25 protein-coding genes and 1 tRNA gene are annotated in these 24,270 nt (G+C 69.3%); 14 read left to right on the top strand and 12 right to left on the bottom strand.

Features of this window, described 5'->3' with window-relative positions; genetic code table 11:
- Positions 1–593: 593 nt before the first annotated feature.
- Both HTV45_RS09785 and HTV45_RS09780 read right to left on the bottom strand, forming a co-directional pair.
- Positions 594–2,552: a pentapeptide repeat-containing protein gene (locus HTV45_RS09785; protein WP_308309375.1), complete on the bottom strand. Its 1,959-nt coding sequence runs from the start codon at positions 2,550–2,552 to the stop codon at positions 594–596.
- Between the two features lie 137 nt (positions 2,553–2,689).
- Positions 2,690–4,096 carry an RNA polymerase sigma factor gene (locus tag HTV45_RS09780; RefSeq protein WP_215205262.1) on the bottom strand — a complete coding sequence of 469 codons (1,407 nt, stop codon included), beginning with the start codon at positions 4,094–4,096 and terminating at the stop codon, positions 2,690–2,692.
- A 245-nt stretch (positions 4,097–4,341) separates the two neighbouring features.
- On the opposite strand from HTV45_RS09780, the gene HTV45_RS09775 reads away from it, so the two are divergent.
- Positions 4,342–4,497 carry a hypothetical protein gene (locus tag HTV45_RS09775; RefSeq protein ID WP_215205261.1) on the top strand — a complete coding sequence of 52 codons (156 nt, stop codon included), beginning with the start codon at positions 4,342–4,344 and terminating at the stop codon, positions 4,495–4,497.
- A gap of 657 nt (positions 4,498–5,154) precedes the next feature.
- Positions 5,155–5,487, top strand: coding sequence for a hypothetical protein (locus tag HTV45_RS09770; protein ID WP_215205260.1), 333 nt, complete (start codon positions 5,155–5,157; stop codon positions 5,485–5,487).
- Positions 5,488–6,851: 1,364 nt separating this feature from the next.
- Here HTV45_RS09770 and HTV45_RS09765 read toward each other — a convergent pair.
- From HTV45_RS09765 to HTV45_RS09750, 4 genes are all read right to left on the bottom strand, one after another.
- The gene (locus HTV45_RS09765; protein ID WP_215205259.1) at positions 6,852–7,154 is read right to left on the bottom strand and encodes a hypothetical protein; all 303 of its coding nucleotides are present in this window, start codon (positions 7,152–7,154) and stop codon (positions 6,852–6,854) included.
- A complete protein-coding gene (locus HTV45_RS09760; RefSeq protein WP_251691823.1) occupies positions 7,151–7,882 on the bottom strand; it encodes a GntR family transcriptional regulator in 732 nt (243 codons plus the stop codon). Before HTV45_RS09760 ends, HTV45_RS09765 begins: the two co-directional genes overlap by 4 nt.
- A gap of 8 nt (positions 7,883–7,890) precedes the next feature.
- The gene (locus HTV45_RS09755; protein WP_215205257.1) at positions 7,891–8,115 is read right to left on the bottom strand and encodes a hypothetical protein; all 225 of its coding nucleotides are present in this window, start codon (positions 8,113–8,115) and stop codon (positions 7,891–7,893) included.
- Between the two features lie 508 nt (positions 8,116–8,623).
- Positions 8,624–8,902 (bottom strand): hypothetical protein, encoded by a 279-nt coding sequence (locus HTV45_RS09750; RefSeq protein WP_215205256.1) that lies wholly within the window; start codon positions 8,900–8,902, stop codon positions 8,624–8,626.
- A 78-nt stretch (positions 8,903–8,980) separates the two neighbouring features.
- On the opposite strand from HTV45_RS09750, the gene HTV45_RS09745 reads away from it, so the two are divergent.
- From HTV45_RS09745 to HTV45_RS09730, 4 genes are all read left to right on the top strand, one after another.
- The gene (locus HTV45_RS09745) at positions 8,981–9,736 is read left to right on the top strand and encodes a GntR family transcriptional regulator (RefSeq protein WP_215205255.1); all 756 of its coding nucleotides are present in this window, start codon (positions 8,981–8,983) and stop codon (positions 9,734–9,736) included.
- Between the two features lie 49 nt (positions 9,737–9,785).
- Entirely contained in the window at positions 9,786–9,983 is a 198-nt protein-coding gene (locus tag HTV45_RS09740) for a hypothetical protein (protein ID WP_215205254.1), read from the top strand.
- Between the two features lie 67 nt (positions 9,984–10,050).
- Positions 10,051–10,133, top strand: a tRNA-Arg gene (locus HTV45_RS09735).
- Between the two features lie 290 nt (positions 10,134–10,423).
- A complete protein-coding gene (locus HTV45_RS09730; RefSeq protein WP_251691822.1) occupies positions 10,424–11,392 on the top strand; it encodes an alpha/beta fold hydrolase in 969 nt (322 codons plus the stop codon).
- A 95-nt stretch (positions 11,393–11,487) separates the two neighbouring features.
- On the opposite strand, the gene HTV45_RS09725 is transcribed toward HTV45_RS09730, so the two are convergent.
- The 4 genes from HTV45_RS09725 to HTV45_RS09710 all read right to left on the bottom strand — a co-directional run bounded on the left by HTV45_RS09725 (position 11,488) and on the right by HTV45_RS09710 (position 13,049).
- Positions 11,488–11,766, bottom strand: a complete 279-nt coding sequence (locus HTV45_RS09725; protein ID WP_215205252.1) for a hypothetical protein — start codon at positions 11,764–11,766, stop codon at positions 11,488–11,490.
- 123 nt (positions 11,767–11,889) lie between these two features.
- Positions 11,890–12,159: a hypothetical protein gene (locus HTV45_RS09720; RefSeq protein WP_215205251.1), complete on the bottom strand. Its 270-nt coding sequence runs from the start codon at positions 12,157–12,159 to the stop codon at positions 11,890–11,892.
- A gap of 189 nt (positions 12,160–12,348) precedes the next feature.
- Positions 12,349–12,633, bottom strand: a complete 285-nt coding sequence (locus HTV45_RS09715) for a hypothetical protein (protein WP_215205250.1) — start codon at positions 12,631–12,633, stop codon at positions 12,349–12,351.
- Between the two features lie 140 nt (positions 12,634–12,773).
- On the bottom strand, positions 12,774–13,049 hold the full coding sequence (locus HTV45_RS09710) for a hypothetical protein (RefSeq protein WP_215205249.1): 276 nt from the start codon (positions 13,047–13,049) through the stop codon (positions 12,774–12,776).
- A gap of 318 nt (positions 13,050–13,367) precedes the next feature.
- Here HTV45_RS09710 and HTV45_RS09705 point away from each other — a divergent pair, with 318 nt between their 5' ends.
- Entirely contained in the window at positions 13,368–13,607 is a 240-nt protein-coding gene (locus tag HTV45_RS09705; RefSeq protein ID WP_215205248.1) for a chaplin, read from the top strand.
- A gap of 222 nt (positions 13,608–13,829) precedes the next feature.
- On the opposite strand, the gene HTV45_RS09700 is transcribed toward HTV45_RS09705, so the two are convergent.
- Together HTV45_RS09700 and HTV45_RS09695 are read right to left on the bottom strand one after the other, a co-directional pair.
- Complete coding sequence (locus tag HTV45_RS09700) at positions 13,830–14,102, bottom strand: hypothetical protein (protein ID WP_215205247.1); 273 nt, start codon at positions 14,100–14,102, stop codon at positions 13,830–13,832.
- Positions 14,103–14,297: 195 nt separating this feature from the next.
- Positions 14,298–15,149 (bottom strand): hypothetical protein, encoded by an 852-nt coding sequence (locus HTV45_RS09695; RefSeq protein WP_215205246.1) that lies wholly within the window; start codon positions 15,147–15,149, stop codon positions 14,298–14,300.
- A 316-nt stretch (positions 15,150–15,465) separates the two neighbouring features.
- On the opposite strand from HTV45_RS09695, the gene HTV45_RS09690 reads away from it, so the two are divergent.
- The 7 genes from HTV45_RS09690 to HTV45_RS09660 are packed head-to-tail and all read left to right on the top strand — an operon-like array spanning position 15,466 to position 24,270.
- On the top strand, positions 15,466–16,557 hold the full coding sequence (locus HTV45_RS09690) for a DUF3344 domain-containing protein (RefSeq protein WP_215205245.1): 1,092 nt from the start codon (positions 15,466–15,468) through the stop codon (positions 16,555–16,557).
- A gap of 29 nt (positions 16,558–16,586) precedes the next feature.
- Entirely contained in the window at positions 16,587–17,849 is a 1,263-nt protein-coding gene (locus HTV45_RS09685) for a glycosyltransferase (protein ID WP_308309370.1), read from the top strand.
- Positions 17,846–19,279: an exopolysaccharide biosynthesis polyprenyl glycosylphosphotransferase gene (locus HTV45_RS09680; RefSeq protein WP_215205244.1), complete on the top strand. Its 1,434-nt coding sequence runs from the start codon at positions 17,846–17,848 to the stop codon at positions 19,277–19,279. Before HTV45_RS09685 ends, HTV45_RS09680 begins: the two co-directional genes overlap by 4 nt.
- A gap of 39 nt (positions 19,280–19,318) precedes the next feature.
- A complete protein-coding gene (locus HTV45_RS09675) occupies positions 19,319–20,659 on the top strand; it encodes an O-antigen ligase (RefSeq protein WP_251691853.1) in 1,341 nt (446 codons plus the stop codon).
- Positions 20,656–22,386, top strand: a complete 1,731-nt coding sequence (gene murJ, locus HTV45_RS09670) for a murein biosynthesis integral membrane protein MurJ (protein ID WP_215205243.1) — start codon at positions 20,656–20,658, stop codon at positions 22,384–22,386. Before HTV45_RS09675 ends, murJ begins: the two co-directional genes overlap by 4 nt.
- Positions 22,370–23,134, top strand: coding sequence for a polysaccharide deacetylase family protein (locus HTV45_RS09665; protein ID WP_215205242.1), 765 nt, complete (start codon positions 22,370–22,372; stop codon positions 23,132–23,134). The genes murJ and HTV45_RS09665 overlap by 17 nt, the downstream gene beginning before the upstream one ends.
- Positions 23,134–24,270 carry a glycosyltransferase gene (locus tag HTV45_RS09660; protein ID WP_215205241.1) on the top strand — a complete coding sequence of 379 codons (1,137 nt, stop codon included), beginning with the start codon at positions 23,134–23,136 and terminating at the stop codon, positions 24,268–24,270. The genes HTV45_RS09665 and HTV45_RS09660 overlap by 1 nt, the downstream gene beginning before the upstream one ends.

Raw genomic sequence — 24,270 nt, 5'->3', positions numbered from 1 at the left:
GCAAGCACAGCCCGGTATCTCTGCTCGACAACCGACAACTCCACCAGAGCCAATCCCGGCCTCCTGCCACACGCCGCCACGACGTGCACAGAAAAGCCGATCACGGCCACCGTCAACCATCAGCTGGGATCGAAGTGTCAAGCATCTCCCGGGACCGGACAACAGCACCTCATCCCAATGGGATAAGACTTTCTCTCCTTCATCAAGGCCCGCGCACGGCGCGGGCGCGCGCCGCCTCTGCGGCGCGGCCTGCCTCCTGTCTTCGCCCCGGCTGGCCGCGCCCGGCGGCGCGCTCGGCGGCTGCGGGCACAAGTGGGAGACACCCTCTGTGGCTGGGGTGGCCGGCTCCACGGCTTTAGGCAGCCACTTTGGGGCGAGCCTCTAAGATCTTGGCCCCAACGTCGTGCTTTAACGGGCAGGTCCACAGACTGCCCGACGCGCGAAAGCTTACGGGGCCATAATCACTCGCCCCAAAGCAGCTCCAGCCCAAACCCGCTACGCCGACCTAACTCTGATAATGGCCCCGTTCTGCAAAGAAACTATGTCTCAATAAAGTGAAGATGCGGCGTGATCCATCACACCACCGATGACGGTCAGCGTTTGATGCGGGCACGCATGGCGAGGATTGCCAGACCCAAGAGGACCGGCTCAGTGAAGCGGCTGATCATTTCCGTATAGGTGCCAACGGTGGTGAGGTCCTGACCGCTGGACCGGAAGACCACGCTATTTAGGACCACTTGTATCGACTTGTCGAATCGCTCAGCAGTGAAGCGTTGAGCAGACGGCACGGTGAGCTCCGGTTCAGTCTTGTCCACTACCAGAGATACATGACCGCCACCAGCGGAGACGGCACCACTTGCGGTCTGCTTCGGAGATGAGTCAGGCAGTCCCCAACCCATCATCAGGAAGATCGTTACCAGCAGAGCGATAGCGAGCCAACCCAGTGCGCGGGAAGCCCGGAGTCCGTAACCGGAAAGGAGCCAGTACGCCCACAGCAGGCCCCGTTCGCCAGCCGGGGTGCTCGTGTGGTCATGGCGACGCATTTCCATCTCACCGTAGTAGAAGTCTGACGCCCCCGGCTCGTTCTTGCCGTCCTCGAACGCCTTGCGTAGCTGTCGATACAAGGCAGCGACGTCCTCCGGATCCGGAGAACGATTCGGATCAGAGTGATGTGGGCCAGTTCGCCACACTCGAGATGAAGGAAGTTGTCCTGTTGGCAAGGCGGGCTGGCCGGCTGCCACAGCGCGCCAATGGTGTTCCTCGGCAAGCGTCCGTCGCCGCGTCCATCGAACCGGGTTGAGGCCCATGCCAACAGGAGGCTGTCCGAAGACGGTGCGCCCTTCCAGACGGAGCTGGTCAAGGTGGAAGGCACCGAAAAACACGCATTCAGTCAGGTCCGTGTCGATGAGTACCAGGTGAGTTGCGTCCACTCCTTGAACTGATGTCACCCGTACCGAGGCGGAGTCGCTGGATAGCGATGACTCATCCAGCAGCTCCTCTTCCCCATGTTCATTATGAAAGTTGAACGGTGCAGGGTGAGCCGTAACAGCCACAGGGAAGGATAGGACCGCCTGAGTCAAATCTACGGACGCGTAACGAATTCGAAGTGTAGCCGTTGACTCCCACCGGGTACGCACAAAGCTTACGGCCCGTGCAGAAAGTTCAAATGTCACTGGTGCGGGAAAAACCGCCTCAGAGAGATCGAGGAGTCCACTGCATACTACCGGCCCAAAATTCGTCACTACGTCAAAGCGCGCCCCGACGAAATCTACTTCACCGGCAAATACAACACCATCAAACCGAGCGTTTCCATCGAAAGCAGCATTTCGGAAATCGGTCGCACCATTGAATTTTGATGCGTCAAACCCGGCTAGACCATTGAAAGTTGCCTCCGTGAACACGGCGGCACGCACGAAGTTCGCCCTAGAGAAACCAGCGTAGCGACCAAAGACTCCCTTACTAAATTCCGCGGTGTCTCCAAAATTTGCTCCTAGAAACGCGACGTTGCCCCTACACGTCACTCCATTAAAGAGTGCATCTCGAACGAAATCCGTCGCGGCGAAATCGGCACTACCTTGAAAGGTAGCCCCCCCAAAGTAGGCATTTGCAGTGAAGACTACTCGGGTGAAGCGGGCGTCACCATTGTAAGTCGCATCGACGAATCTTGCATTCTCACAGAAGGTGGCCATAGTGAATTCTGCGTGGCCATGGAAGATCACCCCGTCGAAACTTGCAACCCCAGAAAATGCTACTCCTTCGAAGTGCGCATCCTGGAAGTTCGCCCCATTGAGGCGAGCGTGACCGAAACGACATTCACCCGTGACGGGGTCGCGAAGAGAGCTCAGTAGAGAATTGAGCAAGTCCCTAGTAAAGGAGGTGCCGCGGTGATCGACGTCCGCACCCGGCACCAAAGTTGCCAGATAAGCGTCGCGGTCTGTCTCATTCAAGTGGGCAAGGCATGCAGTATGGCCGGGTACTTGTATGCCCTGACACGCCAGGGCCCGATCACATTGCGGCCACATCTGGGGATTGGCGCGGGTGGTGCTCGTCACGCAGCGACTCCTAGACTACAGAAAGTCAGGTAGGCTTACGGGGTAAACGGTAGTGTCTAACGACGGCCCGAATCCGCTCGCTGCGCAGACAGACCGTCCCATGAATGTGCAAGGCTAGAGCCGTGGCCCAGAATTAATCACCTGACGATTCCTAAGTCGCGACGAATGGCACGCCGGGCCTGAAGGTCCAAGTGCCGTACGGTTCCATGACCCATACCTAGGTGATAGGCGGCATTTTCAATGGAATAGCCATGGATGTGTACCAGTATCACGACATCATGCTGCTTTTCAGGGAGTGTCGTGATGGCCAGGAAGAGACGAAGGGTCTCCTTCACCTGCTTTCCCGGATCGACCGCGTCGCGCAGCGCTTCACTGTCAATGACAGACTGCATGAGCGCCTCGTCCCAGCCCCGGCCTTCGGCGAACTGGCGGATCCGGGCCTTCATCAGTTGCCAAGCACCTGCCTCCGGACTCGCCATTTTCAGCACGTCTGTCCAGTGTCTGAGCAGTTCCTCAAGCGCCAAGCTAACAGCGTCTGCGGCATCGGCCTCGGTGCCCAGGTAGGTACGCGCCCAGGCAAGATAGGCCGGGTAGTGCATGCGACAGAACGCTTCGAAGGCGCTCGGGCCAATCGGGGTTGAGACGCTTACCGCTGCGCTCGGCTCAGGGATGAGGCTGTAGCCAGCTTCGGAAGTGTTGTCCACCGTAACCTCCAAGGCAGGAGAGTTGTCCGGCGGGTTGTCCAGGTGGATCTCGGAGGCGAGCTGATCGAGTCGGTCAGCGCGGTCGTCCAAGTGCCGTGCAGCCTTTATAAGCGCCAGTTCGATGTCATCGGTAGTACCGCCCAACGCGTTCCGTAGGTCGGGTGCCACAGCCTGCGGAGGCGGGGAGCTATCCGTGTCCGGGCCGGGTACCTGACCACGGAGGCGTGCGAGTTCCTCCGTGAGAAGGTGAACTTGCTCGGCAGCCTCTTCGGCAAGTCGGTCGGCTTTCTCACGCTCGGCGCGAGCACGTTCTAGCTCGGCTTCCGCCGTGACACGCTGCTGCTCACTGCGCACCAGGTGCTCCTGCACCTCCTCCAACTCAACATGTACGGAGGAGGCATCGTGTATACGGTCGCGCTCTCGTACCAACGCGTCGATGTCCCGGTGCAGCTTGTCCACCATAGCCAGCAACACGAACACCATCTGGTTCGCTTCGTTACGCTCACGCTCAAGCTGTGACGCACGTTCCATCGCCCGCACCAGCTTGTCGGAGACCGCGATCGACCGTTGCTGCACGATGACAAGTTGGTTCTCAAGGGCAACGCCAGTGTCCGCCTCTTTAGGCGCATTGACGACCGCATGTCGACGGGCGGAATCCGCCTGAGCCAGGAGACGATCCCTGCCCACGGCATCCTGTGAGCAGACGTCAGCTATGGCCTCGATGAAGTCCCGGTGCAACCCGACGCCGGCTAAACGCTCGGACACCGTCGACCGGCTCGGGACCCGTCCGTCAGCGAAGTGCTCTGGAGTGAGCTTCCTGTGGACGTCGTCGACACGCATGCCCTCCCTGTCCAGCCACTGCCTCAGCACCTGAGCGACGGCGTTTGCCTCAACAGACGATCCCTTCAATGGCCCCCATGGCCGCGTCCGTCTGCCCCCACCGGCCACACAGTCCTCCTGTCCAGCGAACAACCCGGGTTATCCGGGCTTATCCCAGCGAAGCCCCGAACAAGTAGACCAGCCCTCAGCCACTCCAAGAACGTAAATCCGTCACCAACCATCCTGAACGCCCAGGAGCCCAGCCGATGAACACCGTCCAGCACCTCTTCGACCTCGCTCTCACGGGACTGCTCACAGAACTTCCCGTCCAGATCGTCACGGCAGGAGTAGCAGGAGCCACCACTCGGGCTTGGCGCAAGCGCCGCGCGTCGGCCGAAGCCGAGGGCGAGACGAGAGAGTAGCGGCTGGACCTCTGCTCGACGGCCGGCTTGCCCTGGATGCGGCCATCGTGATCACACGACGAATGCCAGGTAGTTCGGGGACGAAGGGATCGTGCCAGACACATGCCAGGTTGTACGGGGAGCGAAGGGGAAGAGCGGGGAATCAAGTGGCGCCCACCAGAGAGCCAGCGCCCATGGCCGCGGGCCAGCGAGGCGATGTGGGTAGGGAGACACGAGCTTCCCAAACTGATGGCTCAGGCTTCGTCGTGGCGGGCTGGCCGTCGTGGCTCTCTGGTCAACGGTGTTAGCAACGTGACTGAGGCCGGTGGGGTGCAGTGGAGCATACGCGTGCGTGGTCGGTCAGTGTTCTCGCCGTCGTGGCTGACTGTCGTCGGCTGAGGCACAGACGGGGCGCATCGCAGGTGCCGACCGTCAGTCAAGTGCGGCAGAGCTGGGCCGTCTCTGGGCCGTCCGAGGTCGCTCGGCAGTGGCCAATGACGACCAACGATGACCACCAAGCGCACGAGCCCACTGCCTCTGAGCAGGGAAAACGCAGGTCACCAAGATCCCCGGCAAGACCCAGGGCAAGAAGACACCTGTGAGCGAAGGGCCTTGACCACGTGTGGCCGCGCAGGTCACGAACAGCTGTCCAACAGCACAGCGTGTGCATCATGAGGCATGGGGATTGATCTGGAGCTGCACTCATCACGGCCGGCACGCAAGAACTGGCGTGCGACGCTCTTGCAGAGCTCCTACGGGCATGGCGACGCTCTGGCCGATGCGCTCGGCTCGCTTCAGCTCCTCGGCGTACCCGGGAGGCTCACTGCCGTCGATCTGTACGGGGATACGTTGATGAACGAGCAGGAGGCCGCAGCCGCCGTCCGTGAGATTGGCGATCTGAAGCAACGATGCAGTGACGAGCGTCAGCTCGCCGCATTGGACGACCTAGCGAGGATGCTGGGCGAGTGCGCAGCCACTCCAGGCAGTTACCTGTGGTTCGCGGGCGACTGAAGCTCGCATAGCGCCTGCTGGGTGAGTGTCTAATTGCGTGACAACCCCGACAGACAGCGGCGGACAAGCGCGGACGCCTGCGGACCATCGACGCAGGTGAGAGAGACACCAGCCCAAGGCAGCACCCCCACCCAAGTTGCTTCGGGACGAAGAGGTCATCAGTCAAGGTCTCACCGCCACGCTTCCGCCGGCGCGGCTCGCCCTGGTCGACGACATGGCAGCGTGGCTGAGGCCGGTGGGGGTGCGGCGAGGCATACGCGTGCGTGGTCGGTCGGTGCGCTCGCCGTCGTGGCTGACTGTCGTCGGCTGAGGCTCAGACACTCCGGGGCCCCAGCTCCGCCAAGGGACGTTCCAGGCGAAGGGACCGTGCCATTGGCAGCCAGATCCTGCGGGGAACCACAGAGAACAGCGGGGACTGGCCCCGGGTGCGACCAGGCTCCAACACCACTCCACCGCAGGTCGGCGCAGCAACCGCCGACAAGAAACTAAAGCTTCCAAGCTCAGGGCTCCGAGCTGGCACTACTGCTTCGTACTGCGCTAAGGCGGGCATCTATCCATCTATGGACCAGGGTTGGGCAGCGGTGCTCGGTGCTTTGACCGGAGCCATCGCCACCGGTACAGCAAGCACGCTGACTTGGTGGTCTCTGCGATGGCAACACCGAGCCCAATCGACTGCCGAACGGGATCGGTGGCTGCGCGAGAACCAACGGACCACCTATGCGCTTTATCTAGATTCCGCCCAAGCTGCTCTCGATGGTCTTGAGTCAGCAGGACGATGCCTGTCGCAAGCCGGCCCTGAAGTAGTGGACAGGGCGTACGAACAACTTAACGAAGACGTCGTCCCCCATGTCATTGCCGCCCGACGCACCCTCTGGTCAGTGCGTATCGACAGCCCAGAGACGGCGACAGCGGCCGCCGCCGAGCTATTCAACGCCGTTGACAGATGTCTCACTGCCGCAATGCAGTGGCGTTGGGCGTACGCGACCGAGAGCGCAGCACAAGAACTCCACCGCGCAAGCGAAACTTTCGATGCCGCCCTGAACACCGCTCACAGTCATGTCTACACCTTCACCAACGTTGCTCAGTCCGTTGTGCAGGGTGCGAGCAGTCTTGACGCCTCCTAACGACAAGACGCCCTTCGCCTCAACGTCGCACCACAAACGCAGCAGACCGGGCGGGCCGCGGCAGGGAATCACGGTGATAGCAACCTGGCCAGACGAGGGCCCAACACAGCCGTTCGCCCGGGGCATCGCCCCCACGGGGCACGCATAGAACGGGACGGGGAGGGGAGCCCGGGTCTGTGCTCGGGTTCCCCTCCCGCCGGGGAGGCCTGTCGAGGGCGGGCGCCGCTCACGCCCCCTCGTTCAGATGCTGCGTGGTTCGCTCGCTGCTAGGCGGTGACCGCGGCTGGTCGCGACGCGGAGGACATCTCGCAGGGCTCCGGTGAGTTCTTGTGCCAGGAGCTGCACTTCCTGCGGATCCGCGTCATCGTCGTCGAGGGTTTCGGAGGCCTCCTCTAACAGGTCTGCAGCCGAGTCGAGTTGGTCTGCCTCGATGCCGTCGGCCAAGCGGGCCATGAAGCCGCCCCAGTCATCGGTACTCAGGTAGCAGGGCTTGCCCTCCGATCCCGACCAAGGGAGGAGCCGCAGTTCATTACGTGCCGTCATCCTTGCCTCTGCCTTTCGTCGGTCGTGTGGTGGGTGGTGAAGACCACGTCGACGCGGTCCCCGGGGAACACCAGGTGGGCGGCTTCGACGATGCGGCCGGTGGGGTCGGTCGCGGCGCGGGTGATCGCGAGGACGGGTGAGGCTGAGCTGATCCGGAGGGCCGAGGTCTCGTCAGGTGTCGGCGGGCGAGCGCACACCGTCTCCCGGATGGTGGCCGGCGGTGGGCCGAGGACGGCAAATCTCGACACCGCCTCCCTACACACGGACTCGTCGTCGAACACCCCGGCCGGGACCAGGTCACGCGGGATGTAGATGTGGGCCATCCCGTGCGGGGCGTCTCCTTCGAGGCTGACGCAGAAGAACTCGGCGAGGAGGCTGCCCGTCGGCACCTTGAGCAGGGTCGTGAGGTGCCCGTGAGCCTGCACCGTCGTACTTCGGACCGAGACGCGCAGAGAGGCTTCGGCGGCGGTCCAGGGGTCCAGCGTGCCCCAGCCGCCGACGTACACCGTCTTGCGGTGAGGGCGGCGGACGAAGTTGCCCTTTCCGTGGATCTTGTCGACGAGGCCTTCGCCCTGGAGCACGGCCAGTGCGCGCCGCAGCGTGACCGTGCTGACCTTGTACCCGTCGGCCAATTCGGCTTCGGAGGGCAAGCGTTCGCCGGCCTTCAAGCCGCCCGCCGTGATCTTGCGTCTCAGTTCGTCGGCGATCTCGTGATGGCGGGAAGGCATGGCCTCCGTCACCGCCTTCTCAGCGGCCGTACGGCGAGGAGCCGGGTCCGCGTGTGGATGGTCAGCAGCTCGCCCGAGTCGAGGACCAGTTGCTTGGCTCCGCCCGGAAGCTGAAAGAGGTCGTGCACGCGGCAGGGCCGGCCGCCGAGTTGGATGATGTCGCCGCGTTGCACTGTGGTCGAGGTGATTTCGATGTGGGCGACCAGCATGCCGCCGGGGCTCCCGCCCTTCACCGGTTCACCTCCGTGGGGGCAGCCTGTTCCGCCACCAGGTGGCAAGGGCAGTCACAGCTCTCGTAGATGACGGGGAGGCCCACCGGGGGCGGAGCGGGAGCGAAGTCCGCACAGGCGAGGTGGGTTCCGATGCGGCAGTGGGCCGAGCGGTAGGGGACGGGCGAGGCGCTCGAAACGTGCGGTTGTCGGCGAGAAGACATCATCGGACCCCCGCGAGGGCCGACCAGGCTTCAGCCGACAGACGGGGAGAGACGACCACCGGACGGGGTCGGGCACGCTGCTCCCAGGCCAGAACGTACGGACGGACGAGCGCGACGTCCTCGCCCGCGAGCGAATACCGGCGCGGTGCGCTGTCGGAGGCGTCGGAGATACGGCACAGACTGAGCGTGGGCGCGTCCGGGGTGGTGGAGGAGCCTGGCAGGGGCGGTAACGAGCGGCGATGCCGGCCCTTTCGCCCTCTGGTGAGGGCGACAAGCTGGCGGATACGGTTGAGCACGCTGATCAGCTCCTATCGCTGATGGCCCGGTCCCCCGACATCGCCCGTCGTGGGGACCGTTTTGCGTACGACCGCCCAGAGGGTGCGGCCGTTCATGCTGGTGGCGAGGAGGCCGAAGCGGTCGGCTTCCGCCACCACGTCCAGGACCTCCCGCCATGACTCGGCGGAGAGCGCGTCCGGCACCTCCGCTTCCACCGACGTGTGCCGGGGGTGTTCCTCCACTCGCGTGAGCAGCCCGAGGGCGGACAGCCGGGCGGCGAGGGCCGCCGCGCTAACTCCCGAAGCGGGCACAGGGCAGCCTCCGTCACCAGCGATCACTTTGAGTGAAGCTAGTTAACTAGGTTAGAGCTAGTGGACTAGATTTTCCATATGTCTGAGCAGCCGCCCTATCTCCGCATCGCCGACGAACTACGGCGGCGGATCGCGGAGCACGTGTGGGAGCCGGGAGACCGCCTGCCCTCCCGCGCCCAGATCGGCGAAGAGTGCGGCGTGGGCGAGAACGTGGTCCGCCGGGCTCAGGAGTTGTTGATCTCCCAAGGCGTGCTGGAGGGTCGTGCCGGATCGGGCACGTATGTCGCCGAGCCGCGGCAGCGCGTACGGGTGGTCCGTTCCTCGGCGCGCGAGCAGCCCGACGGCTCGCCCTTCCGCGCGGACATGAAGGCCGTCGGCAGGCAAGGGGACTGGGAGAGCCGGACTGACGCCAAGGTGCCGGCGCCGGCGGAGATCGCGGCACGGCTCGGCATTGACGAGGGCGAGCTATGCGTCCGTACGACATACGAGTTCCTGGCGGACGGCAGGCCCGTGCAGCTGTCGACGAGTTGGGAGCCGTACGACCTTACGGCCGGCACTCTCGTCGTCCTCCCCGAGGGAGGGCCCCACGCAGGGGCGGGCGTCGTGAACCGCATGGCCGCGATCGGCATCACCGTCGGCCACGCAGTGGAGCAACCGGAGCCGCGGCAGGCGACCGCCGAGGAGGCGTCGCTACTCGGCATCCAGAAGGCCGCACTCGTCACGCACATCCGACGGACGTACTACAGCGACCAGGGGCGGCCCGTGGAGACGGCGGACATCGTCGTGCCCGCCGCTCACTGCGAGATCGTCTACGAGATCCCGATCAATCGCTAGCGGGACAAGGCCGCTGATGCCGTAACCCCTCGGCTCGTATCGTGGCCTCATGCGAAACGAGCGGCACGATGAGCGGCTGTCGGACGAAGAGTTGGAGCTGTTCCTCCAGTACCTCCACAGGTTCGCGAACCACGATCTTGACCTCTTCGCCCTCATGCAGGTAGGAGACCCTGAGCACCCCGCCTTCGTGTCCTTCAGCAGGAAACCGGAAGCGGGTGTCGAACCTTCGGCCTACCGGAGGCCGTAGACCGACTTCGGGCCCTGTCGAATGCGTGTCGACGGCAGGTGACGAGCTGCCAGGGGAAGGGGTTGCTGCCCAGGTCAGCGGCCGCTCGCGAGCGAACGCGCCAAGCGCCTTCTAAGCGCTTGGCCGCAGGTTCGAGTCCTGCCGGGGGCGCCCCACCTTCACCGGGGCCGTACAGGTCCGTTCCGGCGTTCACACGGAGCGCCGACAGCCCGGCATCCGGCACGGCCGTCGGGTCACCGGTACGACTGCCGGATCATCCGCCGGCACTTCCCTCCCTCCGTGCGCGTGATCGACAGCAATCCGCGACACGTCTCCCGAGCGCCGTGGACCGTGAGCACTTTTGACCGCATCGCCCATGATTGAGTGATTGCGTCCTAAATAGGTGGTTCCTGGTAATCATGGAGCGGTTCCCCGTCGCTGCGCCTTTCCCGGAGCCGCTCATGCGCACTGCCGTCATCGCCGCCCAGGACCCGCCCCGTACGGGGCACTCCGGGCCCCTTCCTCCAGCGCCGGAGCAGGCGGAGGAACACAGGCTCGTCTTCGGGGGATTCGCGTACACGTGCCGGATCGTCCGTCAACGAGCCCCGCGGACCGCGCCGTTGCTGCTGCTCGGCGGCTCGTCGCAGGACCGGTACTCCTGGCAGAGCCACGAGAAGTGGCTGGCGCCGCTGTGCACGCTGATCACCGTGGACCTTCCCGGCTACGGCGGTTCGGACTTCCTTCCGGCCGGCTACGACATCGACTTCCTCGCCGACGCGGTCCAGCACATGCTGACGGTCGTCGACATGCCCGAGGTGAACCTGTTCGGCGGCTGCTTCGGTGAGGTCGTCGGTCTGCGCTTCGCCCAGCGCCACCCGGAGTCCGTCCGCCGCGCCATCTTCGCCGCCGCGGCGATCCGGCTGCCCGAGCTCTACAGCGAGGCCGTGCCGCGGCTGTCCCGGACGCTCGCGCGGGGCGACATCGAGCAGGCCGCCGACGGGCTGGTGCGGCTGTTCATGTCCAACCCGGAGGCCGGCAGGGTCCGCAGGCACGCGGCCGTGGCCCGGCTGCTCCAGCACCAGTTCATGAACCAGACGCCGGACGACATCCGCAAGGCGGTCGAGCACAACACCCGGCTGATGACGCACGGCTGCTACCGGCCGCTGCCGGTCCCCGCCGTGCCGTCCCTGGTGTTCACCGGCGAGTACGACACCCTGTGCACCCCGCAGATGGGCCGGGAGCTCGCCGCGACGATGCCGGGGGCGTTGTTCACCACCGTCCGGGAGGCGGACCATCTGGTGACGGTCGAGCGCCGGGAGGAGTCGGCGGACCTGATCGCCCGGTTCTGTACCGACCGCCCCGTCGACGATCTGCCGTACTGCAACCGCGTCGAGGTCCCCCGCGCCCGCCGCGCTCCCGCCCCGGCCTGACGCCGGTCATGGATGAGGGCCGGAACCCGGTGTCGGGTTCCGGCCCTCATCCATGACCGGTACGACCGGCGAATACGCCAGAAGCGGCTGACGCGTCAGGACTTCTCGCCGGGAACGACCAGGGTGGACACGCAGGACATTCCGTGCGACCCGGTGCAGTTCTGCGCCGACTCGTTGTCGATGCGGAGCTTTCCGTATTCGTCGGTGGTGACCTGGTACTCGTGCTTCTGCACGCAGCGCGTGTCGCCCTTGCCGTCACCGGCGCACTGGACGGCGTTCTCGGCGCCCACGGCCTGGACGGCGCCGGCACCGAGCAGAGCGAAGCTTCCCAGGATCCCGACGGCCGTCGCGACGAACTTCTTCGAATTGATCATTTACCTTTTCCTCACGGTCGACCCCGCGGTCGGCGAAGTCTTTCTGCGTCCATATGCGGGCAGGCCCGGGGGCCCGGACATGACGCATCCGGGCCCCGGGCCTGCCCGATCACCTGATGGTGATCACTCGCCGCCCAGCGCGAGGCCGTTGGTGCAGTTCACGGCGTCGGTGTCGGAGTCCTCGACGTTGTTGAGACCCAGGATGGCCAGCGCGAGGTTGAGGTCGTCGATGTTGATGAGACCCTGAGTCGTGTTCTTCTGCGAGCACGCGTTGGTCTGCTTGTTGTTGAGTTCAGCGCTCGGCTCGTCGCCGGCGTGGCTGATACCGGCACCGAGGAAGCTGACGCTGCCGAGCATGGCCATCACGACGGCGGCCTTCTGGAACTTGCGCATTACCTCTCCATTTCTCGCGTTGACACAGTTCGAAATGAACCGGTCTCTGACAGTTGCCAAGATTAGGCGAATTCACTTCGTCAATCAGCGGGTGAAACGCCGAATCGCGGAGTTGCCTTGATTGGGCACGTGTGGCGCAATAGCGCGCCTAGGTGATCAGCGTAAAAGCTGACAATTCAATGGCGAGGGTCAGGACTTTCCGCGGTCCGTGGTCACGCTGGTCTCGCAGGAGATGCCGCCGGCCGAGGCGGAGCAGGCCGGCTCGGAGCCGCTGATGGCGTGGCGGACCGTCCCGTCCCGGTCGACCGTGAGCCGCTCCTCGGTCACCTGCACACAGCGGACGGTGCCCCTGCCGTCGTCGACGCACCCGCCGGGCCCCTCGGCACCGGCGGCCGGGCCGGCGCCGGCGCCGATCAGGGCGAAGCCGGCGAGGACTCCCGCGGCCGTGGACGCGATACTTCTCGACTTGATCATCTGTTGTCTCCCAAGGTCGCCCCCGGCGCCTGCGCGGCGGGCCGGTCATGGGCGTGCGGAACGGTCATGGAACCGGACAGGCCCGGGGCCCGGACATCTGCGTCCGGGCCCCGGGACCTGATTCGATCAGCTGAGCAGCGTCAGTCGTTGCCGCCGATGGCAAGGCCGTTGGCGCAGCTCACGGCGTTCGTGGTCTCGTCCTCGACGTTGTTGAGGCCCAGGAGCGCGGCGATCGGGACGTTGGCGTCGGTGACGTTGATCAGCCCCTGAACCGTGTTCTCCTGCGAGCACGCGTTGGCCTGCTTGTTGTTGAGCTCGAACTCCGGCTCGTCACCCGCGAAGCTGGTGCCGGCGCCGAGGAAGCCGACGCTGCCGAGCATGGCCATGACGACGGCGGCCTTCTGGTACTTGCGCATTACCTCTCCGTTTCTCGAGTGGACACGATCCGTAAGGGATCGGTCACTGACAGGTGCTAACGTAAGTGACCTTTGCGACTTTCGGTAGCCAAAACGCCCAAATGCGTATGTTTTCTGTGAAGACCCTGGTCAGAGCGGTATGGCGGCGCATCAGACGGCGGAATGGCGGCGCGTGGCGGGGTCAGCGTTCGCCACAAAGGTGGACCAAAGAGTGATCCCGGGACATACCCCGTGTCCCGGGCCGGTGTCCCGCGTTGATCGGAGAGTGCGGCCGCGCGTCATGCTGCCGCGCTTACCAGACCTAGTAAGGAGAACGTGATGTCTCGCATCGCGAAGGCTGCCACCCTGGCTCTCGGAACGGGCGCCGTGGTGCTCAGCGGCGCCGGAATGGCTTCGGCTCACTCCGGCGCCGAGGGTGCGGCGGTCCACTCGCCCGGCGTCGTGTCCGGCAACGTGGTCCAGGTTCCGGTCCACGTGCCCGTCAATGTGTGCGGCAACACCGTGAACGTGGTCGGCTTCCTCAACCCGGCGGCCGGCAACGTCTGCGTGAACGACTGACGCACCACCGGGACTTACGGCCACGGACGTCCGTCGTAGTACCCCGGGAGCCCCGGCCGCCTCGTGCGCCGGGGCTCTTCCCGTGCCCGCGTGTCATGGACCGCGAGCCTCCCTCCGAGGTCGAGCCTCGACCGTCCGAGCGGCACATCCGATTCCCGCCCGAGCGGCAAACGGAAATCGGCCCCCGGTGAGAACCGGGGGCCGAATTCCGCGGCATGGACTTCAGGCGCGCAGCCCCACATCACCGTGCACCGGCTTGGCCTCGTTCACGACGGCGGCCGCTTCCTTCGTGGTGCCGAGCAGCGAGTCCTGGTTGGAGTCGACGAGCGAGTCCGACTCGTACAGCGGCATGAGCTCGAAGGGGACCGCGGTGCGCAGGCCGGTGTCGAGGCCGGTGGACGCCAGGTCCGTGGAGTCCGCGGCATACGCGGGCGCGGCGACACCGGCGGCGATCAGGGACCCGGCAAGAACGGCGGCAGCCTTCAGGGACTTCATCGTGTTCCTTTCTTCGGCAACGCGGGGCGCCGGAGGGGAATTCTGTCGCCGTGCTCAACGATCCCCGGGCGGAGCGGAAACCGGGAAGCCGAAGATTGCCGAGTCCTCATATGAAATCCAAGAACGATTGATGGAACGATGGGCGCAGGGCTTGATGGGGTGCTTGATGGGGTGAATACCGCACCGTCACGGGTTTCAGGAGTTCGGCAGCAGAAGTGAGGGGAGTGCGGGGACCGTGGCCGGGCTGGTGCCGGCTGACGTGGCCGGCGCCGCTTCGACCGGTGCGGGCAGGGTGGTCACCTCGGTGGGCGTTCCCCCGGACGCCTCGACCGGCTCCTCGGCGGACGCCTCGACCGGCTCCTCGGCGGACGCCTCGGGGTCGGCGCCGAGCAGGGCGTCGAGAAGGTCGTCCACCCGGGTCAGCAGGTCGTCGGCCGCCGTCGGTTCCTGGGCGGGCGCGGACTCCTCGTCGGTCGCGGCCACCGAATCCTCTTCGGCGGCGGTCGCGGTTTCCTGGCCGGTGGTGGCCGCGGTGGCGTCCTTCGGCAGCAGCAGGTCGAGGAGGCCGTCGAGAGTCTCCCGTACGGCGCCCAGCGCCTCGTCCGCGAGACCGGTGGTCCCGGCGGCCGGCACGAGCAGGCCGGCCGCCGGGTCCGTGAGGGCCGGGGTGGTCGCGGGCGCGGCGGACTGTGCCGTCGACGACGAGGTGGCCGTGGTCACCGTCGTCATGGTGATCGAGGTCGAGGGGTCGTCGTCCGCCGCCCCGGCCACGGCGGCCCGCGCCGCCTCACCCAGCACCCTGGCCCGGTCGGGGGGAAGCTGGCCACCGTCCGCGGCGAGCACGGCCTTCACCAGGGCGACGACCGGGGAGAGGTCGCTCGGGTGCGCGTCGGCGGCCCGCGCCTGTGCGCGCAGCGCGGCGGCGGAGACCGTCCGGTCTCGCTCCGGTACCGAGTCGGCCGCCAGGGCGGCGGGGCCGGTGGTGGTGGCCAGAAGGGCGGCGCACAGGGTGCCGAGTGCGAGGCGCCGGGGCGGCAGAGCGCGCATGAAGGTTCCTTTCGCGGGGCTTCGGATCTTGTGCTCACCGTCAAAGCGCCGGAGACCCGCCGCAACCGGGGTGCGCCGTTCGGTGTCCCCCTTCACCCTCTTGCACGTTCTGCCAGATCAGGCGGTGTGCCGGGCTGGTTGCCACGCACCCCTCGCTTCACGATTCCAACACACTTGCCACCCTTAGCCGAATTTCGGTGAATTTGTCCGTTTGGTGACTAGAGTTGCGAACCTCCGAAGCACCCTCATGGGCGGACGCATCGCACTCGTCCCCGCTGCCTGGCGCCGCCACCTGTTCCGAAAGGCTCCGACGGTCATGCGCCAAACCCTGGGTCAGCTGCTTCGCCATGCGACGGTGGGCGTCCTCACCCTTGCCGCGCTGTGCGCGCCCTGCGGCCCCGCGGCCGCCGCGCCCCTCGCGCCCGCGCCGGAGGCGGACAGCATCGCCTTCGGCGAGCGCTACCGGGCCCTGCAGCACGGCAACATCGTGCGCGCCGCCAACTCCTCCGCCACCTGCCGTACCGCGGTCTCCTCGTGCCGCGGGGTGCAGGCGGGCACGGCGCACGGCGTGAACGGCGACTTCGACATGAGTTACATCGACGTCGACAAGGACCCGAACACCTACAACTCCTCCCGCGCGGAGGTCCGGCTGCCCGCCGGCTCGCGGGTCACGTACGCCCGCCTCTACTGGGGCGGCAACCTGCTCGTCGGCGAGCAGAAGCCGGCCGCGGACAACGAGCGGGTGCTGGTCGCCGAACCCGGCGGCGACTACAAGGAAGTGCTCGCGGACACCGTCGTGGGCCACCGCGTCGCGGACGGGGCGGACGCCTTCCAGGCCTCCGCGGACGTGACCCGGCTGGTGCGCGACAGCTCGCCGGGCATGTACACGGTGGCGCAGCTCAACGTGGCCGGCGGCAGGTCCGCGGCCGGCGGCTGGGGCGGCTGGACGCTGGTGGTGGCGTACGAGAACGCGGCCGAGCCGCTGCGGCACCTCAGCGTCTGGGACGGATTCGCGCCGCTGGGCTCCCGCGCGGGCGCGGAATTCCCGCTGCGCGACCTGCCGTTCGCCGCGGGCGCCGGGGGCCTGGTGGGAATGGTGGCGTACAACGGCGACCGCGGCGCCACCGGCGACTCCCTCGTCCTCACCGCGGGCGACGCCCCGGCCGTCGCGTTCGCCGACGGGGCCAATCCGGTCGACGACGTCCTCAACTCCAGCATCTCCGACCCCCGGGGCGCCGCCCCCGCGCGCGTGCCGGCGTACGCCAACACCCTCGGCTACGACTCCGATGTGTTCGACCTCGCGGGGGCCCTGCCGCACGCCGGTGACCGGGCCGTCTTCCGGCTGACGTCGCAACGGGACGCCGCGTGGGCCGGTGTGCTCTTCGCCGCCGTCGACGCCCGGCGGTGAGTGCGCCGCCCTCCGCCCCGACCACCTGCGTGAGTGAGGAAGCCGTGTTCGCGGACCTGTCAGTGCCCGGCCGCCGGCCGCGGGTCCTGCACCTCACCCAGCCCGTGGACGGCGGTGTCGCCCGGGTCGTGACCGATCTGGTCAGGGCCCAGCTGGCGGACGGTCTCGACGTCACCGCCATCTGCCCCGACAGCGCGCTCACCGGCCAGCTCCGGCAGCTGGGCGCGCAGGTACGGCACTGGCGGGCGAGCCGGTCCCCGGGCGCCTCGCTCGTCGGGGAGGTACGGGAACTTGCCCGGCTGCTCGACGACGTGTGCCCCGACCTGGTGCACGCGCACAGCGCGAAGGCCGGGCTCGCCGGACGGCTCGCGGTGCGCGGCCGGATCCCCACCGTGTTCCAGCCGCACGCCTGGTCGTTCGAGGCGGTGGGCGGCACCACCGCCGCCCTGGCACTGCGCTGGGAGCGGTGGGCCGCCCGCTGGGCCTCCCGGGTGGTGTGCGTGAGCGACGCGGAGCGCGCCACCGGTGTCCGCGCCGGCATCACCGGCCGGTGGACCGTCGTCCCCAACGGCATCGACCCCGAGCACTTCCGTCCCGCTCCCGCGGCCGCCGTAAGGGCCCGGCTCGCGCCGCTGGCCGGACTGCCCGCGCAGGCGCCGCTCGCCGTCTGTGTGGGCCGGCTGTGCCGGCAGAAGGGGCAGGACGTCCTGCTGCGGGCCTGGAGCGGCGTACTGCGCCGGGTGCCCGACGCGCGGCTCGTCCTGGTCGGCGACGGACCGGACCGGGACCGGCTGCGCGCGGCCGCCCCCGGGTCGGTCCTCTTCGCGGGCGCCGTCGCGGACGCCTCGCCCTGGTACCAGGCCGCCGATCTCGTCGTCCTGCCGTCCCGCTGGGAGGGCATGGCGCTGGCCCCGCTGGAGGCGATGGCCTGCGGGCGGCCCGTGGTGGTCACGGACGTCGACGGCGCCCGCGAGAGCCTGCCGCGTTCCTTCGCGGCCCCGTGCGTGGTGCCGCCCGAGGACCCCCGGGCCCTGGCGGAGACGGTCGGCGCGCTGCTGCTCGACCCGACGCTGCGTACGTCCCTCGGCGACCGGGGCCGCCGCCATGTGCTGTCCCTCCACGACGTGCGGCAGACCGCGAGGGCGGTCGCCGACGTCTACCGCGATCTGCTCGGCACCTGGCCCGCCGGGGCACGGGCGTGCCCGCACCGGACGGTCATCGGGGACGCCGAGGCCGACCGGACGACACAGCGCGTCGAGCCCTCCGAGCACAGGGAGTCCATCCACTCGTGACCGCCGAACGTACCGTGCCCTCCCCCGGTGTACCGCCGCGGGAGCACGGATCCTCGCCCGTCTCCGTCATGCCGCAGCGCGGCACCGACACCGACACCGGCCCCCGGCTGCCCGCCTCGCGGCCCCCGGCCCGGCCGGCCTCCCCCGTTCCGCTGCTCGTCGCGGACGGCGCCGCCGCCCTGCTCGCCGCGGGCCTGCTCGCCGGTACGCGGCCGCACCCCTCGCTCCTCGCGCTGCTGGTGCTGGCGTCGCTGCTGCTCCGGCCGCGCGCCGCCCGGCCACCCTGGCCGGGGCTCCTGGACGAACTGCCCGCCGTGTGCGGCGGTGCGGCGGTCGCCTGGCTGGCGACCGCCGCGCTGTGGGCGGCGTACCGGCCGGAGCAGACACTGTCCGCGTCCGCCGTGCTGAGCGGCCTCGCCGCGCAGGTGGCGGCGGGCTGCGCGCTGCGCGCGGCGGTGCACGGGCGGCGGCGCGCCGCGCTGCGGCGGCATCCGCAGGCCGCGCTCGTCGTCGGGCCGGTGGCGACCGCGCAGCGCGTGGCCGCCGCCGTGCTGCGCCATCCGCGGTGCGGGGTGCGTCCGGTCGGGATCGTCGCCGGTCAGGCGGACGGCGGCGAGGGCGTGCCGGTGCTGCGCACGGACGAGGAGGTCGAGCGGGCGGTCATCCAGAACGGCGTACGGGCGGTGCTCGCCGTCCATCCGTCGGTACGGGCCGAACAGGCGCCGCTGCTGCGGTCGCTGGCCGGTGCGGGGTGCGTGGTCTGGGAGGTCGACGCCGACCAGGCGCTCCACCCGGCGCGGGAGCGGCTGGCCGGGTTCGCCTGCCGCCGGCTGGACCTCGATCCGTCGCACGGGGGCGGCGCCGGCAAGCGGATGCTCGACATCCTGGTGTCGGGGACGCTGCTGCTGCTGGTCAGCCCGCTGCTGCTGGTGTGCGCCGTGACGCTGCGGATCTGTGACGGACCCGGTGTGGTGTTCCGGCAGGAGCGCATCGGCCGGGACGGACAGCCGTTCACGCTGCTGAAGTTCCGTACCCACCGCCCGGTCGACGAACACGAGTCGGCGACCCGGTGGAGCGTGGCCAACGAGAACGAGATGCGCCGGTTCTGCCGCATGCTGCGGCGCACCTCGCTGGACGAGCTGCTCCAGTTGTGGAACGTCCTGCGCGGCGACATGAGCCTGGTCGGCCCCCGGCCCGAACGTCCGTACTTCGTAGCCCAGTTCAGCCAGACGTACCCCGGTTACGCGGCCCGGCACCGGATGCGTACCGGCATCACCGGACTCGCGCAGATCCACGGGCTGCGCGGCGACACCTCCATCGAGGACCGCTGCCGGTTCGACAACGCCTACATCGACGACTGGTCGCTGTGGCAGGACGTCTGCATCCTGCTGCGCACCGCGGCCGCGCTGGTCCGGCCGACGGGGAGCTGACGCCACGTGAGCTGTGTCCCGCCGTCGTCCCCGCCGTCCCTGCCGTCCCTGCCGTCCCTGCCGCACCGGGCCGCCGCGCTCGGGCCGGTGCTGCCGCTGGTGGCGGTGGTCGCCCTGCTGGCGCTGCCGCCGACGGGGGACGGCGCGGGGCCCGCGGACGTGGTGTCCGCGCTGGTGGTGGGGTACTGCGTGATCCGCCTGGTGCGGGAACGCCGGCGGCCGCTGCCGCCCCGCGCGGTGGTGGTGCTGGGACTGCCCGTCGTGGGGCTGGCGTTCGCCGCCATGGGGGCGAGCTCGGCGGCGGCGGGTATCGGCGGCATGTGCCGCTATCTGCAGGTCTTCGTCCTGGTCCCGGTGGCGGTGCTGGTGCTGCTCCGGGGGCGGGCCGACGTCCGGGTGCTGGCCTGGTCGTTCACCGGACTCGCGCTGTGGCAGGGGGCGGTGGGGGTGCGGCAGTACGTCACCGGGACCGGCGCCTCCTACCAGGGCGAGACCATCCGGGCGGTCGGCACCTTCGGGGCGCAGGACGTGATGGGCATGGCGACGGCGGTGTCCCTGGGCGTGGTGTGCGCGGCCGGTCTCGCACTGGGCCGGGCGCCGCGGTGGCAGCGGACGGCCGCGGCCGGCTGTGCGCTGCTGCTCCTCCTGCCGCTGGCGCTGTCCTTCAGCCGGGGCGCCTGGATCGCGACCGTGCTGACCTGCGGTGCCCAGCTGGCGCTGGCGGGGCTGCGGCGGGCGCTGAAGGTGGGGGCGGCCGTGATCGCCTCCGCGGTGATCCTCATGGGCGGGTTCGGGGTCGGTACGGCGATGCTGCAGGAGCGGATCGACAGCATCACCCAGGTCGCCGACACCCCGGACCAGTCGGTGGTCGACCGGTACACCCTGTGGGCGGCGGCCGCCGGCATGTGGCGCGAACACCCATTCACCGGAGTGGGGTTGAAGGGCTTCCCCGAGTACCGCGACGGGCACGCGACCCTGGCGCTGTCGTCGGGCAGCGATATCGAGGGCGCGGGCGAGACGTACCACAGGCAGGCGCTGCTCTCGCCGCACAGCATGTATCTGCTGGTCCTGAGCGAGCAGGGGCTCGTCGGGCTGCTCACCCTCGCCGGCAGCTGGCTGGCGCTGCTGGTGTGCGCGGTACGCGGGCTGCTGCGGGCGCGCCGCCGGGACACCGGCCTCGACTGCGGCCTGATCGCCTGCGGCCTGCTGCTGTGGCAGCTGACCGACTTCGTGTACGGCGACATCGGCGGCCCCTCCACGGTGCTGACCGGTGTGGCCCTCGGCCTGACGGCGTGGTGGGCCTTTCCCCTCGGCGAACGCCCGGACACCGTCCACCCGGGCGAGGTCCCCGGGCGGCTCGAGGAGGCGGTGGCGCGATGACGGTCCTGCCCTCGCAGACCCCCGGCCCGCCCGCCCTCGGTCCCGGCGGCCTCAGGACCGACGGCCCTCCGTCCGACGGCCCCCCGCCCGCCGGTCCCGCCCCGGGCGCGCCCGAGCCCCGGGATCCCGCGCCGCCGCCCGGCCCGGCGGCGTCCCGGGGGTTTCTCGCGCGGGCCGCTCTGGTCACCGCGGCGCTGTCCATCGCCGGGTCGGTGCTGGGGCTGGTGCGTGACCAGTCGCTGGCGCGGCTGTTCGGCGCCGGGAGCGACACCGATGCCTTCCTCGTCGCGTGGACGGTGCCGGAGATCGCCGCCACGCTGCTGATCGAGGACGGGCTGGCGATCGCGCTGATCCCCGCGTTCAGTGTGGCGCTGGCGCGGCGCGCCCGGGGCGTGCCCGGGGATCCGGTGCGCGATCTGGTCAGGGCGACCCTGCCCCGGCTGTGCCTGGCCCTCACCGCGGTGGCCGCGCTGGTCGCCGCCGGGGCCCCCTACCTGGTCCGGGTGCTGGCGCCCGGTCTGTCCGATCAGCGTCTCGCCGTGGACTGCACCCGGCTCACCGCGCTCAGCCTGCTGGCGTTCGGCCTCGCCGGGTACTGCAGCGCCGCGCTGCGGGCGCACCGCCGCTTCTTCGCGCCGGCGGCGATCTATGTCGCCTACAACACGGGCATCGTCGCGATGATGTTCCTGCTGGGCGGGGAGTGGGGGGTGCGTTCCGCCGCGGTCGGGGTCGCGGTGGGCGGCGCTCTGATGGTGGCGGTGCAGCTGCCGTCGCTCTGCCGGCAGCTGGGCTCGCGCGCGCCCCGGCCCGCCGCCGCCGACGGGCCGGCCGGGGAGCCGGAGCGGCAGGTGCGGTTCGCCCTGATCGCCGCCGTGCTGCTGTTCGCGCTGTGCCGCCAGTCGCAGGTCCTCGTCGAGCGCTTCCTGGCGTCCTCCCTGCCCGCCGGGGCCATCTCGCACCTGAACTACGCGCAGAAGGTCGCCCAGATCCCGATGACGCTGTCGCTGATGGTGTGCACGGTCACCTTCCCGGTGGTGGCGCGTGCCCTCGCCGACGGTGACACCGCGCGCGCCCGGGCCCGTGTGGAGCGGGACCTGGTGCTGGCCTCCTGTGTGGTGCTGCTGGGCATGTGCGCGGTGGTCGCCTGCGCCCCCCAGATGATCTCGCTGCTCTTCCAGCGGGGCGCGTTCACCGCCGCCGACACCGCCGCGACGGCGGACGTCATGCGGGTGTACGCGCTCGGTCTGCTCGGCCAGACCCTCGTGGGGGCCTTCGTCCGCTGCTACTTCTCCGCGGGCCGACCCAGTTGGTACCCGGTGGGGGTGATGGCGGCGGGCATCGTCGTGACGTCGCTGGCCGGTGCCTCGACCGTGGACCGCTGGGGGGTGGCGGGGATCGCCGCCGCCAACGCGCTCGGTATCACCGTCACCGCCGTCCTGCTGCTGGCGGGCCTGCGGACCGGCCGCCGGGAGGCCGCCACCGGCGTCTCGGTGGGCGTCCGGGGGGTCCTGGCCGGGCTGACCCGGCCGGTGCTCGCCTCCGCCCTCGCCATCGCCGCCGGCACGTACGCCGCGAGCCGGTTCGCGTCACCGGCGGCGGCGCTCGCGGCCGGCTCGCTCACCGTGACCGCCGTCTTCGTCCCGCTCGTCCTGTCCGTCCTCGGCGCGTCCGCGACGCGTTCCGTACGCACCGTCACACGAAAGCTCACACATGGCCGCTCCCGTTGACTCCCCCGACACCGGCAGACCCCCGGCGCCCCGGCCCGGCCCCGTCCCCTGGGTGGCGATGTACCACTCGGTCGGCGACTGCTCGGACGACCCGTACCGCATCACCGTCACACCCGAACGGTTCGAGCGGCAGCTGGCGTGGCTGCGCCGGCGCGGACTGCGGGGCGTGTCCGTCGCCGACCTGCTCGCCGCGCGCGCCCGGGGCGAGGGGCGGGGCCTGGTCGGTCTCACCTTCGACGACGGGTACACCGACTTCCTGACCGCCGCCCTGCCGCTGCTGCACCGCTTCCACTGCGGCGCCACCCTCTTCGTCCTGCCGGGACGGCTCGGCGGTGACAACGAGTGGGACCCGATGGGCCCGCGCAAGCCGCTGCTGACCGCGGACGGCATCCGGCGCGCCGCCGAAGCGGGCGTGGAGATCGGCTCGCACGGCCTCACCCACGTCGACCTCACCCGCGCGGACGACGCCACCCTCGCCGCCGAGGTCATCGAGAGCCGCGCCCTCCTCACCGAGCTGACCGGCGCCCCGGTGCACGGCTTCTGCTACCCGTACGGCACGGTCGACGCCCGCGCGGCCGAGGCCGTCCGGAAGGCCGGCTACGCCTACGCCTGCGCCATCGACCCCGGCCCGCTGACCGGCCCGCACGCCCTGCCCCGCGCGCACGTGGGGCAGAACGACACGGCGCCGCGCCTGTATCTCAAGCTCCGGCTGCACCGGCTGCGCCGGCGCCCGGTGGAGGGCGTGTGATGAGGGCGCTGCACATCATCACCGGTCTCGGTGTCGGCGGGGCGGAGCAGCAGTTGCGGCTGCTGCTGCGTCATCTGCCCGTCGAGTGCGACGTGGTGACGCTGACCAACCCGGGCCCGGTCGCCGAAGGGCTGGGCGCCGACGGGGTCCGCGTGGTGCATCTGGGCATGGGCGGCAACCGTGACCTGTCCGCCCTGCCCCGTCTGGTGAAGGTGATCCGCTCCGGCGGTTACGACCTGGTGCACACCCACCTCTACCGTGCCTGCGTCTACGGCCGGCCGGCCGCCCGGGCCGCCGGGGTCCGCGCGGTCGTCGCCACCGAACACTCGCTGGGCGACTCGCAGATGGAGGGGCGGCGGCTGACCGCGGGGGTGCGCGCGCTGTATCTGGCGAGCGAGCGGCTCGGCTCGGCGACGGTCGCCGTCTCCCCGACGGTGGCCGACCGGCTGAGGCGCTGGGGGGTGCCCGCCCCGCGGATCGAGGTCGTCCCCAACGGCATCGACGTGGACCGTTTCCGTTTCGAGCCGGAGCGCCGCGAGCGCACCCGGCGGCGCCTCGGTCTGCCGCACGGCGCCTTCGTCGTCGGCGGCATCGGCCGGCTCGCCCGGGGCAAGCGGTTCGACGTCCTGATCCGGGCGCTGGCCCGGCTCCCGGAGGACCACTGGCTGCTGCTGGTGGGCGGCGGCCCCGAGGAGCACGTACTGCGCCGCACCGCCCATGAGGCCGGGGTGGCCGGGCGGGTCCTGTTCGCCGGGGAACGCCCCGCCGTCCCCGACGGCTCCCCCGGCCCTGATCTGCCCTCGCTGACCTCGGCGATGGACCTGTTCGCCTCCCCGTCCGCGGAGGAGGCCTTCGGGCTCGCGGCCGTGGAGGCGCTGGCGTCCGGACTGCCCGTGCTCTACGCCTCCTGCCCGGCGATCGAGGACCTGCCGCCGGCGGCCTCCCACGGTGCCCGGCGGGTGCGCGGCGGTCCGGAGGCGTACGCCCGCGCGATCACCGAGGTCCGGGCGGCGGGCCCGGTCCCGCGCACGGCCGCGGAGGCCGCCCGCCACTACAGCATCACCCGCAGCACAGCCCGCCTCATGGACGTGTACGCGGCGGCCGTCGCCGGCACGTCGACGTCTGCCGCACCTTAA

The sequence above is a fragment of the Streptomyces sp. CHD11 genome, assembly GCF_018638295.1.
Lineage (GTDB): Bacteria > Actinomycetota > Actinomycetes > Streptomycetales > Streptomycetaceae > Streptomyces.
This window is presented reverse-complemented; position numbering and strand designations above follow the sequence as displayed.